We start from the raw sequence: 13,258 nt of genomic DNA, 5'->3' as shown, positions 1-13,258 counted from the left end.
TTGGAAATAAAAATTCATAATAGAGGGTGTGGTAAATTTGTGTGGAATAACAGGATGGGTTCATTTCCATCAAGATTTATCAAAGGAAAAAGGCATTATTGACAAGATGACAAACACTTTGGCAAAAAGAGGCCCAGATGCTACAAATGTTTGGATTTCGAGTCATGTATTGCTTGGCCATAAACGTTTAGTTGTAGTGGACCCTTCTGGCGGCGCTCAACCAATGACAATCGTTAAAAAAGAGCATTCCTACACAATCGTGTACAATGGAGAACTTTATAATACAGATGAACTAAGGACCGAATTAGTAAAACGAGGGTATATTTTTCAATCCCATTCTGATACTGAAGTATTGTTAACTTCCTATATAGAGTGGGGGGAAAGATGTGTAGATTTTTTAAATGGAATTTTTGCTTTTGCCGTTTGGAATGATCAAAAGAATCAGCTATTTACTGCGAGAGACCGACTTGGTGTAAAGCCCCTTTTCTATAAAGAAGTCGATGGCTCATTTATCTTTGGATCAGAGCTTAAGGCGATTCTTGAACATCCTAGTGTTAAAAATGAAGTCGATCGTGAAGGGCTTCAGGAGATTTTTGGTCTAGGCCCATCAAGAACTCCAGGACATGGAATATTCAGGGGGGTTAAGGAGCTCCGACCGGCACATGCGCTTTTATACAGCTTGAATGGCTTAAAGGTGTGGAGATATTGGAATGTTGAAAGCAGAGAGCATCCGCATTCATTGCAAGAAACCATTGAACATGTAAGAATGCTCGTTAAGGATGCTATTAAACGACAATTAGTTGCTGATGTGCCAGTTTGTACTTTTTTATCAGGGGGCATTGATTCAAGTGCTATTAGTGCGATAGCATCTGACATTTTTAAAAAAGAAGGAAGAAGCACCCTTCATACGTATTCAATCGATTACGCCCTAAGCCATGAGTTTTTCAAATCAAGCACTTTTTTACCTAGTCAGGACGGACCTTGGATTGAAAAAGTAAATCATTTTATAGGATCAATTCACCACAATGCTGTAATAAACAATGAGCAGCTCGCCGGCCGTTTAAAAGATGCTGTCTTGATGAGAGACCTGCCTGGAATGGCAGACATTGATTCTTCTTTATTATGGTTCTGTGAACAAATTAAACAAAACTATACAGTAGCATTGTCAGGCGAATGTGCGGATGAAATTTTTGGTGGCTATCCATGGTTTTATAAGCAGGAATTACTGAATCATCAAGGATTTCCATGGATGACCTCTGAAAATGAGCGGGCGCAGTTATTGCATCTACACTGGCAAAATAAGCTAAGTCTTAGGAATTATGTAAGAGAGCGATATGAAGAAACAATCAGTGAAGTACCTCAAATGGCAGGAGAAAGTTTACTAGCAAAACGCCGCCGGGAAATGTCCTATTTAAATATGCTCTGGTTCATGACCGCGTTGCTCGAAAGAAAAGACCGTATGAGCATGGGAGCGAGTTTAGAGGTGCGTGTTCCATTCGCAGATCATCGTCTTGTTGAATACGCTTGGAATATTCCTTGGCAAATGAAAATGCTCAATGGTTATGAAAAAGGAATATTGCGAAAAGCCTTAGAAGGAGTTCTTCCTAATGAAGTACTTTACCGAAAAAAAAGTCCTTATCCAAAGACCCATAGCCCGGGCTATTTGAAGCTTGTTAAGTCGATGTTAAATAATATTCTTACAAAAAAAACCTCCCCTCTTCTCGAATTAATCTCCAAGCAAAAAGGAATAGAGCTCATTGATTCAAACGGCTCTTCTTTCAAAATCCCATGGTTTGGCCAATTAATGACTGGCCCTCAGCTCATCGCACATCTCGTACAGATCAATATGTGGCTTGAGCACTATCAAATCAATATTCTAGATCAATGAATGCATTATTTCTCTTTTGAAACTAATTTATTACAAAGTTGAAAAAAGGCTCATAAGAAAAGCGGTTATAAGCCTCTCTTATGAGCCATTTTTTATTAATTTTCTCTCTAGCAGTTCAACGAGCTGATACATTACCGTTGCAAATATTGCGATCACTAGCAGGGATAACATGACAAGAGTGAAGTTAAAGACTTGGAATCCGTAGATGATCATATAGCCGAGACCTTTTGAAGAAACGAGAAATTCACCTACAATGACTCCTACCCATGATAAGCCGACATTGACCTTTAAAGTGGAAATAATCACTGGGAAGGATGCTGGAAGAATGGACTCTTTAAACACTTGAATCCTAGATGCACCAAAGGTTTGCAGAACCTTTATATAGTTAGGATCCACTTCTTTAAACGAGGTATATACAACGATGGTCGTGATGATGATGGAAATAATCGCACCCATGGCGACAATCGATGTGAAGCTTGGTCCTAACGCGACAATTAATATTGGGCCGAGAGCCACTTTGGGCATGGAATTTAGGACGACTAGATACGGGTCCAGTATTTTTGATAGCATAGGGGACCACCAGAGAGCTGCAGCAAGCAGGGTTCCGATCAGGGTACCAAGTATGAAGCCGAATACTGTTTCGGATAATGTGTAGCTTAAGTCGATGAATAATGTTCCGTCCTGAATTTTGGTTAGAAGCAAACCCCATACTTTTGAGGGAGAACTAAATATTAACGGGTCCACCCACTGCTTTTGACTGGCAAGCTCCCACCCAGAGAAAAAGACAATAAAGATTATAAGCTGGTAAAAACGGACCCATTTTTTTTCGCGTTTCAATGATTTCAGATACTGTTGATGAAGGAGGTCAACGTTTGTTTGCTGGTTCAAGGGATTCCAGCTCCTTCCAAATAGTTTGGAATATACTTGAATAAGTCTCATGGCTGCGTGCTTTGAATGGGGTTTCATCTCGAAGTTCTTTAGGCATTGAAAAGACCTTGTGTAGTCTTCCCGGGCTTGAAGAGAAAAGAAAAATCCGATCACTCATGGAGACGGCTTCTCCGATATCATGTGTGACAAGAATGGCTGTTTTTCCGAAGAATTTAAGTGTATTGGAGACAAGGTCTTCAAGCTTTAATTTTGTTTGATAATCTAAAGCGGAAAAAGGTTCATCAAGCATGAGAAGCTTCGGTTCAGTTGCTAATGTTCTGACAAGCGCAACCCTTTGTCTCATTCCACCGGAAAGCTGCTTTGGAAATTGTGATTCTACCCCTTTAAGCCCCATCTGTTCAAGTAAGGATAAAGCGTATTCTTTTTTGTTGGAATCAAGCTGATTACTTATCTTTAAACCAAGCAGAATATTTTCTTCAATTGTCTTCCATGGAAAAAGATAATCCTGTTGAAGCATATATCCAATGCTCTGACCCGTTGTTTCGACTTTTTTGCCTTCAAGAGTGACAGATCCTTCCGTTGGCTTTAGCAAGCCGGCAATAATCGAAAGCAAGGTTGTTTTTCCGCATCCGCTTGGACCTAGAAAGGAAACGAATTCTCCCTCCCCGACAGTAAGCGAAACATCGGAGAGGGCTGTTGTGGCAGAGTTTTTCGTGAAATACGTATGTTGAATTCCGTGAACGTTTAAGAAATCCATACAAGCCCTCCTTTTGATTTTCTTTAACTATTTTTTCATTACGCCTTCAGCAATGTCTGTGTTGACCAGATTATTGTAATCTACTCGTTTTGGAAGCTCGCCAGCTTCTTCCATAATGTTTTGCAAGTTATCCCATTCTTCATTATCTAAGATTGGGTCGGTTGCATAGGAGCCTTGGCTCTTATAGCGCTCGACAACCATTTCAATAATATCGAGCTCCGTATTATCAAAGAATCCTTTTATGGCCTCAGCTGTTTCCTTGGCGCTGTGTGTATCTACCCATTGCTGTGCCTTATAAACTGCTCTAGTAAATTTCTCAACAGTTTCTTTATTATCGTTAATGTAGCTTTGTTTCGTCATGAAGGTAGTATATGGGATGTGCCCGGACTCTGTTCCGAATGAGGCGACAATATAGCCTTTTCCTTCTTTTTCAAAGACACTCGCTGTTGGTTCGAAAAGCTGGACAAACTCACCAGTGCCTGAAGCAAAAGCTGGAGCAATATTAGCAAAATCTACATTCTGGATAAGATCTAAATCCTTATGGGGATCAATTCCATGCTTTTTCAAAACAAATTCCCCAGCCATTTGCGGCATACCGCCTTTACGCTGACCTAGGAAGGTGGTTCCCTTTAACATATCCCATGTGAAATTTTCTATTTTGTTTCGTGAGACAAGAAATGTACCGTCTGTTTGTGTAAGCTGTGCGAAGTTTATGACTGGATCATTAGAACCTTGGGCAGAAACGTAAATTGAAGTTTCTGATCCCACAAGAGCAACATCGATGCTGTCGGATAGAAGCGCGGTCATCGTTTTGTCCCCGCCAGCTGTCGTTGTAAGCGTAACATTCAGCCCTTCTTCTTCAAAAAATCCTTTTTCAATCGCTACATATTGTGGAGCATAGAAAATGGAACGGGTTACCTCACCGATCCGTACATTTTGAACTTCATCCTTTCCACATGCTGCTAATGGTATAATTAGAATGGAAATGAACAATAGTGAAAAACTAATTTTTAGCCACTTTTTCATAGATAGGACCTCCCGAAATAGGAAAATAATAAGCTTTTAAGCCTACATTATCGTATGAGTGTGACAAAAATGTGTGAATGCCTATATAAAAATTTTAAATTTCTGATAAGTGGGACATAAAGACGTGAACCTAGTTAAAATATGGAGGATATCCGCCACTTTTGAGTTATATCCGCCAGTTGGGCCAAGATATCCGCTACTTTTGTGTTATATCCGCCAGTTGGGCCAGGATATCCGCTACTTTTGTGTTATATCCGCGAGTTGGCCAAGATATCCGCTACTTTCAGCAGGATATCCGCCAGTTATTAAAAAGGAGTAGAGCAACATGATAAGTAAACAGAGATTTCCATCGCCAAACCCGAATATTGAATTATCCATTGTCACTTATTTATCTGGCGATCTTAAAATAAAAGGGCTGCTTGCAGAACCGAAGGATGAAGCCATTTATGACGGGTTTCTTTATTTGCGCGGAGGTATAAAAAATGTTGGCCAGGTACGCCCTGCACGAATCGTTCAGTTTGCATCAGAAGGATTTATCGTCTTTGCCCCTTTTTACAGGGGAAATCAAGGAGGGGATGGGAATGAAGACTTCGCTGGTGAAGATCGAGAGGACGCATTTTCCGCCTTTAAATTATTGCAATCCCATCCACGTGTTAAGGGTATACATATTTTTGGCTTTTCAAGAGGAGGAGTAATGGCATTACTCACGGCTCTCGAATTTCCTAAGGTGAAATCGCTTGTCACTTGGGGCGGGGTTAGTGATATGTTCCTAACCTATGAGGAGAGAAAGGACTTGCGGAGAATGATGAAAAGGGTCATTGGCGGAACTCCGACTAAATATCCGGACAGATATGAATACCGAACACCACTTTTTCAATTGGAAAAGCTTGAAGCCCCTGTCTTAATCATTCATGGTGAAAAAGATGAAAATGTCTCTGTTGAGCATGCATACCGGCTTGAGAAAAGATTAAGATCCTTAGGTAAGAAAGTGGAAAGTTGGTACTTTCGAGAGTTTACACATTTTTTTCCACCAGCCATAAATAGAAGAGTTGTAAGAGATTTAACAAACTGGATGAAAAACAAGCAGGAAAGATCATAAAATAAAAAGGGCGTCACTCAGGACACCCTTTTTTTTACATAATATTAAGCAACTGGTCCGCCTTGCTTTTCGATTTCAGCAGGGACGTTGGAGAATTTCTTGAAGTTTTCACGGAATTGAGAAGCTAGTTCCTTCGCTTTTGCTTCATAAGCTGCTTCATCAGCCCATGTTTTGCTAGGCTGTAGCACTTCATCAGGTACGCCTGGTACATGTAAAGGAATTTCAAGACCAAAGATTTCGTCTTTAATCGTTTCTACATTATTTAATTCGCCTTCTAATGCAGATTGTACCATCGCACGTGTATAGCTGAGCTTCATGCGGTTTCCTACTCCATATTCGCCGCCAGTCCAGCCTGTATTCACAAGGAATACTTTTGCATTATGCTCATCAATCTTCTTCCCTAGCATTTCTGCATACTCTGTAGCAGGAAGCGGAAGGAATGGTGAACCAAAGCAAGTAGAAAATGTTGCTTGTGGTGACGTAATTCCGCGCTCAGTACCAGCAAGCTTAGATGTGTATCCGCTTAGGAAATGGTACATTGCTTGCTCTTTTGATAGTTTAGCGATTGGAGGCAATACGCCAAATGCATCTGCTGTTAAGAATACAATTGTATTTGGGTGACCGGCAATGCTTGGGTCAACAATATTATCAATAGCTTGCAGCGGGTAAGCAGCACGAGTATTTTCGGTTAAGGAATTATCATCATAATCAGCAACACGAGAATCGCTGTTAATCACAACATTTTCAAGAACAGAACCAAAACGGATCGCATCAAAGATTTGCGGTTCTTTTTCACGAGTTAAGCCAATGGTTTTTGCATAACATCCGCCTTCGATATTGAATACCCCGTTTGGAGACCAGCCATGCTCGTCATCACCGATTAAGCGGCGATTTGGATCTGCTGATAAAGTTGTTTTGCCTGTTCCAGAAAGACCGAAGAATAACGCTACATCACCTTCAAGGCCAACGTTAGCTGAACAGTGCATTGGTAAAATTCCGTTTTCTGGAAGCAAATAGTTCATGACAGAGAAAATAGACTTCTTAATTTCTCCAGCATACTCTGTTCCGCCAATTAGAACTATACGGCGTTCAAAGGAAACAATGATAAAAGTTTCAGAAGCAGTACCATCTACTGCAGGGTCAGCCTTAAAGTTCGGAGCAGAAATAACTGTGAATTCTGCTTGATGATCTAATAGATCCTCAGCTGTTGGGCGAATGAAAAGCTGATGAGCAAATAAATTATGCCATGCATATTCATTAATAACTTGTATGGGAAGGCGATGTTTTTTGTCAGCACCAGCGAATCCATTAAAAACAAATACCTCATCTTTTTCTTGTAAGTAGTTTAATACTTTATCATAAAGGTTTGAAAAAGCCTCTTCTGAGATAGGTTGATTTACTTTACCCCAGTCAACTTTGTCCTTCGTAGATGCTTCTTCAACAATATATTTATCTTTTGGAGAACGACCTGTATATTTTCCGGTAGTTGCACAAACTGCACCGGTTGAAGTGAGCGAGCCTTCTTTACGATTTAGTACCTTTTCCACAAGCTGTGGAACAGATAATTGTACTTGAATATTATTTCCCTTTAATAATTCAGTTAATTTATTCGGAATGCTAACAGAATTCATCTGAAGAATACCTTCCTTTTACATTAAATTTATGAAAGACATTTCAATTTACAAATAGTATAACACAATTGAATGATTAATCTATACTAATTGCCGTTTTTTTTTCATTAATTATTTTCCTCTTTTTGAACAATTATAATTCCGCCTAACGAAGAAGCCCGCTTATTACCAAACCAATTTGAATAGGATAAAATATGATAAACTAACGATATAAATATAAGATAGGGCTGGTGTTAGGTGAAAACGATTGCATTATACGATGAAACATGTAGTTTATGCAAGGAATCTAAACAATTTTTTGAAAAAATTGATAGGTTTCATAAAGTAAGCTGGGTTTCACTGCAAGAATATGAAAAAACCCGTCATTCGATACCGTTCGATAAAATCAGCTTACGGCGGGAGCTTCATATTATTTCTTCCGGTGGAAAAGTCCGTAAAGGCTATGATGCTATAAGGTATTTACTCTTGCTTACTCCCCCATTAAACCTATTAGGGTTATGTTTATATTTTCCTGGAATGTCATTTGTAGGTAATCCTCTATATAAATGGGTAGCCAAGAATAGACATAAATTTTTCAGGAAAAAATGTGACAATGGCAGTTGTTCATTATGATATTCATTGACATAAAAAAAACACCAAAATAATTGAATAATTTTATTGACTTCTTTTTATATAGTACGTTATGATTTATCCTTGAACGGATACTCTCTTATCCCGAGCTGGCGGAGGGACAGGCCCAATGAAGCCCAGCAACCTGCTAAACGATTAACTTTATTCATTCGAATAAAGTTAGCCTCCGGCGGATGCCTCAGATTTTTTAAAGGTAATTTATCGAGCGAGCTCGATAAAAATCTGGGCGCAAATTCGCCAAGGCGAATTTGATTAGCAAAGGTGCTAAACCTGACGCAAGGATTATTCCTTGAACGATAAGAGTGAAAGGCGCGAATCGATTTGCTTCAACCTTTTCACAGGGATGGAAAGGTTTTTTATTTTGCATTTTGAGGGTTAGCTTCTTGAAAAGCCTATACGCTAATCATAAAAACTCCAATTTTACTTCATACTAATTAGGGAATGAGTTCCGTATCATTTTTTATATAAGGAGGAACATCAGCATGTCAACAAAACGTCGTTTGTTTACATCTGAATCAGTAACTGAAGGTCATCCGGATAAAATTTGTGACCAAATTTCTGATGCCATTTTAGATGCCATTTTAGCTCAGGATGCAAATGCCCGTGTAGCAGCAGAAACATCTGTTACAACAGGGTTAGTTTTAATTGCAGGAGAAATCACTACATCTTCTTATGTAGATATTCCAAAAATCGTTCGCGAAACAGTAAAAGAAATCGGCTACACTCGTGCGAAATACGGCTTTGATTCCGAAACTTGTGCGGTTTTAACTTCTATCGATGAGCAATCACCTGATATTGCGATGGGAGTTGACCAAGCTTTAGAAGCTCGTGAAGGGCAAATGACAGATGAAGAAATTGAAGCTATTGGTGCTGGTGACCAAGGTTTAATGTTTGGATTTGCATGTAATGAAACGAAGGAGCTAATGCCGCTACCAATTTCATTATCTCATAAATTAGCACGCCGTTTGACTGAAGTACGTAAAGAAGAAATCCTTCCGTACCTTCGTCCGGATGGAAAAACACAAGTCACAGTTGAGTATGATGAAAATAACAAGCCTGTTCGTATTGATACAATTGTTATTTCTACTCAACATCACCCTGAAATTAGCTTAGAGCAAATTCAGCGCAATATTAAAGAGCATGTCATCAATCCAGTTGTTCCAAAAGAACTAATTGATGAGAATACAAAATACTTTATCAACCCTACTGGCCGTTTCGTAATTGGCGGACCACAAGGGGATGCTGGCTTAACTGGCCGCAAAATTATCGTTGATACTTACGGTGGATACGCTCGTCATGGCGGCGGTGCATTCTCCGGAAAGGATCCTACAAAGGTTGACCGTTCTGCTGCTTATGCTGCACGTTATGTGGCGAAAAACATCGTTGCTGCGAGTCTAGCTGATAAAGTTGAAGTTCAGCTTGCTTATGCAATCGGAGTAGCGCAGCCGGTATCTATTTCAATTGATACTTTCGGAACAGGTAACGTAGATGAAGACGTGTTAGTTGACTTAGTTCGTAAAAACTTCGATCTTCGTCCAGCTGGCATTATTAATATGCTAAACCTGCGCCGTCCTATTTATAAGCAAACTGCTGCTTATGGTCATTTTGGACGCACCGATATTGATCTTCCATGGGAACGTACAGATAAAGCTGAGGCATTACGTGCAGAGGCTTTAAAATAATAATGAAAAAGCGGAAGCTACATTTTTGATGTAACTTCCGCTTTTTTAATTCGTCATATGTTAAGGATGATTTTAAACTCCTATTTCCATTCCTTGCAAACAACCCCCATAATATTTCACTAATCAATAAACAAATAAATAGTGCAATTATCATCTAAATTAATTAAAGATTGGATTGGGTGATAAATGAATGAGCCGCTTTAGTGGATTTGTAAAAAGAAATCATGACAATACAGATACCCCGAAATGTGAAGCAAGTTTTTATGATGAAGAGTATGAGCTTTTCCATTATCCAAGATGTGATGAGAAGCCTTTTTTCTATCAACATGACCGATATTCAATTGTATTGGATGGAGAGATTTTCAATATACAGGAGCTTAAAGAAGAACTTTCTGAAGGTGAATATTGTGATTCAGAAATATTATTAATCTTATATAGCCAATTAAAAGAAAAAATATTGGAAAAGCTGCGTGGAATGTATGCTCTTGTTATTTGGGATAAGCAGGATAAGGTCTTGTTTGGCGCAAGAGATCCTTTTGGAATCAAACCTTTTTATTATTATGACGTAATCGAAGGGTTGTATTTTGCCACTGATAAGAAGAGCATTTTACAAAGCGAAGTTTTGAATATAGATGCATTACAGCAATATTTAACCTTTCAGTTCGTCCCAGAGCCTTACACAATCACAAATAAGATTCAAAAGCTTGAACCAGGGCATTATTTTACAAAGAAAATGGATGCCCCTATGGAGATTATTTGCTATTGGAAAGCAGCCTTTCAACCGGTATTAAAACAAGAAGCTGAATTTATTCGAGAGATACAATCAGCCCTCTATCAGTCAATACAATTGCATACTCAAAGCGATGCGCCGATTGGATCCTTCCTCTCTGGGGGTATTGATTCCACTATTATTGCTGCGATTGCAAAGGAATATCATCCAGATTTAAAAACATTTTCAGTTGGATTTGAGCAGGCTGGCTTTAGTGAAATTGACATTGCGGAGGAAACGGCTAAAAGGCTTGGAGTTGAAAATATAAGCAGGATCATTCATCCTGAAGATTTCATTAAGGAGCTGCCGTATATTATCTATTCATTGGAAGACCCGCTTGCAGATCCGGCCTGTATTCCGCTTTATTTTGCAGCTAAAGAGGCAAGTAAGCATGTAAAGGTTGTTTTATCTGGAGAGGGTGCTGATGAATTATTCGGCGGCTATAATATTTATCGCGAACCACAGTCCTTAAGGCTCTTTCAATATTTGCCTAATTTGATAAAAGAAATCTTGCGGAAACTTGCTGCTTTTCTTCCAGATGGGGTGAAGGGTAAAAGCTTTATTGAGCGGGGGATTACTCCCTTAGAAGAAAGGTATATTGGCAATGCCAAAATTTTTTCCGAAATAGAGAAGAGTATGCTCTTCCGAGAATATAGGGAAGATCTAAGTTATACGAATATAACAGCCCCTCTTTACAAAGAGAGTGCTTCATATGATGCAATTAACCAGATGCAGTATATCGATATTCATACTTGGCTAAGAGGAGATATTCTATTAAAAGCTCATAAAATGACTGGAGCCCATTTGATGGATTTGCGGGCCCCTTTTCTAGATAAAGAGGTATTTGAGATTGCGTCCCAAATACCGAGCAGTCTAAACATCGCCAATGGAACAACGAAATATATTTTGCGGAAAGCAGTAGAAGGAATTGTTCCAGCTCATGTCTTACATCGAAAGAAACTGGGCTTTCCCGTCCCAATTAGGTTTTGGCTAAAGAATGAAATGAATGATTGGGCGAGAAAAATAATTCGTGAAAGCGACACGGACCATTTATTTCATAAAGATTATTTATATAAGCTGCTTGATGACCATTATAAAGATCAATCCGATAACAGCAGAAAGCTTTGGACGGTATTAATGTTTATGATATGGCATGCCATATTTGTTGAAAAAAAGTATGAAAATGAACTAAGTTCAATGAATACGGTCCTGCCAATGGGTATATAAAACGATTAGAAAGAATAAGTTATTTATAAAAGGACATGTTAAAAAATATCTTGATTATTTCTGCAGTGATTTATAATACTGCGCTTTTTCAGCGTATTCTCTGCTTATTCTTTCCATTTCTTTAATATCATCAGGTGTTATTTCACGGATTACTTTAGCTGGACGGCCAAAGGCAAGTGTATTAGGAGGAATTTTTTTACCTTGAGGAACTAGACTGCCAGCACCGATAAAGGCTCCTTCACCAATTTCAGCTTGATCAAGAATAATAGAGCCCATGCCAATTAACGCTTTCCGGCGAATAATGCAGCTATGTAAAACAACCTGATGTCCTACTGTCACTTCATCTTCAAGAATTAGAGGGTTGTTAGGGCTCTGGTGCAGTACTGAATTATCTTGAATATTAACCTTTTTCCCAATAATCGTTGGGGCGACATCCCCTCTTATAACCGTATTGAACCACACACTGGATTCATCCCCGATTTCTACATCCCCTGTAATGGTTGCAAAGTCTGCAATGAAAACCGAGTCAGCTATTTTTGGTTGCTTATCTTTATATGGGTAGATCATGTTTGATTCTCCTTGAAATGATTTAATATCTTAATTTTACCATAGAAGTCATCAATCTTCTTCATTGATCAATTAGACTTCATTAATGATGAAATAATGTTTCTGGGCTATAATTTAAATATAATGAGTTCGTTTTCAACATAAGGTTTAGGAGGATTAATAATGTGGAAATGGGAAGCTGAGGGAGAGGCTAAAGGAGTCATTGTGATGGTCCATGGTGCGATGGAGCATCATCGCCGCTACGGCTGGCTTATTGAAATGTGGCGTTTATCAGGCTTTCATGTCATTATGGGAGATCTTCCTGGCCAGGGTATGACTACTAGATCACGGCGAGGTCACATTGATTCATTTGATGAATATTTACATGAAGTGAAGGATTGGATTCAGGCAGCGTACCGATTCGAATTACCGGTCTTTCTACTGGGCCATAGCATGGGCGGCTTAATCTCTATTCGCCTTTTGCAGGAAGAGAGGCTGAAATTAACAGGAGTGATCCTGTCATCCCCTTGTCTGGGCTTAGTGAAAAGGCCTAACAAAATACTAAATGTATCTTCTTATCTTTTAAATAAAATTGTTCCAAGTCTGCGATTGAATTCAGGGCTGACTGTAGATATGGCGACAAGGAATATTGATGTGCGTGATGCCGATGCTAATGATACTTTATATGTGACAAGAGTGTCAATTAGATGGTATCGTGAACTTATACATGCGACAAAGCTAGGTTTTGAAAATCTTGATAAAATTCAAGATGTCCCGCTGCTTGTTATGCAGGGTGGCGAGGACCTAATTGTAAATAAGAAGACAGTCAGCGATTGGTTCAACCGTGCCCCCTTCTCAGAAAAACGATTTAAAGAATGGCCTAAATGCTATCATGAAATCTTTAATGAGCCTGAAAGGGAAGAAGTATTTGAGTATGCGAAGGATTTCGTATCTAGCCAGTTAAAGGCCGTTGGCTATATCGTTTAGTGCCTAGCTACAGCGCCTATCCCGACGTACAGGACGTACTAGTGTCGACAATGCGACAGGACAAGGAACGCTTCGGAAGCGTAAACATCGCACGACCAAAAGTGAAGCTTTTGGGAGGACGTCGCGTT

At 39.2% G+C, this 13,258-nt stretch carries 11 protein-coding genes and 1 riboswitch; of the genes, 6 read left to right on the top strand and 5 right to left on the bottom strand.

What is annotated here, in order from left to right; genetic code table 11:
• Nucleotides 1–37: 37 nt before the first annotated feature.
• Nucleotides 38–1,888, top strand: a complete 1,851-nt coding sequence (asnB, locus tag V7122_RS05850; protein ID WP_335526030.1) for an asparagine synthase (glutamine-hydrolyzing) — start codon at nt 38–40, stop codon at nt 1,886–1,888.
• 78 nt (nt 1,889–1,966) lie between these two features.
• Here asnB (V7122_RS05850) and V7122_RS05845 read toward each other — a convergent pair whose 3' ends face one another.
• From V7122_RS05845 to V7122_RS05835, 3 genes are read right to left on the bottom strand one after another with little or no spacing between them, the layout of a single operon-like run.
• Nucleotides 1,967–2,776 (bottom strand): ABC transporter permease, encoded by an 810-nt coding sequence (locus V7122_RS05845; protein ID WP_335526029.1) that lies wholly within the window; start codon nt 2,774–2,776, stop codon nt 1,967–1,969.
• Entirely contained in the window at nt 2,754–3,533 is a 780-nt protein-coding gene (locus V7122_RS05840; protein WP_335526028.1) for an ABC transporter ATP-binding protein, read from the bottom strand. The genes V7122_RS05845 and V7122_RS05840 overlap by 23 nt, the downstream gene beginning before the upstream one ends.
• A gap of 27 nt (nt 3,534–3,560) precedes the next feature.
• The gene (locus V7122_RS05835) at nt 3,561–4,559 is read right to left on the bottom strand and encodes an ABC transporter substrate-binding protein (RefSeq protein ID WP_335526027.1); all 999 of its coding nucleotides are present in this window, start codon (nt 4,557–4,559) and stop codon (nt 3,561–3,563) included.
• 325 nt (nt 4,560–4,884) lie between these two features.
• Here V7122_RS05835 and V7122_RS05830 point away from each other — a divergent pair, with 325 nt between their 5' ends.
• Nucleotides 4,885–5,658: an alpha/beta hydrolase family protein gene (locus V7122_RS05830; protein WP_335486704.1), complete on the top strand. Its 774-nt coding sequence runs from the start codon at nt 4,885–4,887 to the stop codon at nt 5,656–5,658.
• Between the two features lie 44 nt (nt 5,659–5,702).
• On the opposite strand, the gene pckA is transcribed toward V7122_RS05830, so the two are convergent.
• The gene (pckA, locus tag V7122_RS05825; RefSeq protein ID WP_335526026.1) at nt 5,703–7,289 is read right to left on the bottom strand and encodes a phosphoenolpyruvate carboxykinase (ATP); all 1,587 of its coding nucleotides are present in this window, start codon (nt 7,287–7,289) and stop codon (nt 5,703–5,705) included.
• Nucleotides 7,290–7,526: 237 nt separating this feature from the next.
• Between pckA and V7122_RS05820 the strand changes: the two genes are divergently transcribed.
• The 3 genes from V7122_RS05820 to asnB (V7122_RS05810) all read left to right on the top strand — a co-directional run bounded on the left by V7122_RS05820 (nt 7,527) and on the right by asnB (V7122_RS05810) (nt 11,597).
• On the top strand, nt 7,527–7,901 hold the full coding sequence (locus V7122_RS05820; protein ID WP_335344398.1) for a thiol-disulfide oxidoreductase DCC family protein: 375 nt from the start codon (nt 7,527–7,529) through the stop codon (nt 7,899–7,901).
• A 94-nt stretch (nt 7,902–7,995) separates the two neighbouring features.
• Nucleotides 7,996–8,222: riboswitch (SAM riboswitch) on the top strand.
• Nucleotides 8,223–8,401: 179 nt separating this feature from the next.
• Nucleotides 8,402–9,601 (top strand): methionine adenosyltransferase, encoded by a 1,200-nt coding sequence (metK, locus tag V7122_RS05815; protein ID WP_335526025.1) that lies wholly within the window; start codon nt 8,402–8,404, stop codon nt 9,599–9,601.
• A gap of 190 nt (nt 9,602–9,791) precedes the next feature.
• Nucleotides 9,792–11,597 carry an asparagine synthase (glutamine-hydrolyzing) gene (gene asnB, locus V7122_RS05810; RefSeq protein ID WP_335526024.1) on the top strand — a complete coding sequence of 602 codons (1,806 nt, stop codon included), beginning with the start codon at nt 9,792–9,794 and terminating at the stop codon, nt 11,595–11,597.
• A 54-nt stretch (nt 11,598–11,651) separates the two neighbouring features.
• Here asnB (V7122_RS05810) and V7122_RS05805 read toward each other — a convergent pair whose 3' ends face one another.
• Nucleotides 11,652–12,164 (bottom strand): gamma carbonic anhydrase, encoded by a 513-nt coding sequence (locus V7122_RS05805; protein WP_335526023.1) that lies wholly within the window; start codon nt 12,162–12,164, stop codon nt 11,652–11,654.
• A 162-nt stretch (nt 12,165–12,326) separates the two neighbouring features.
• On the opposite strand from V7122_RS05805, the gene V7122_RS05800 reads away from it, so the two are divergent.
• Nucleotides 12,327–13,130 (top strand): alpha/beta hydrolase, encoded by an 804-nt coding sequence (locus V7122_RS05800; protein ID WP_335486688.1) that lies wholly within the window; start codon nt 12,327–12,329, stop codon nt 13,128–13,130.
• The last annotated feature ends 128 nt before the right edge of the window (nt 13,131–13,258 follow it).

This window comes from Bacillus sp. JJ1532, assembly GCF_036965085.1.
Classification (GTDB): Bacteria; Bacillota; Bacilli; order Bacillales; family Cytobacillaceae; genus Cytobacillus.
This window is presented reverse-complemented; position numbering and strand designations above follow the sequence as displayed.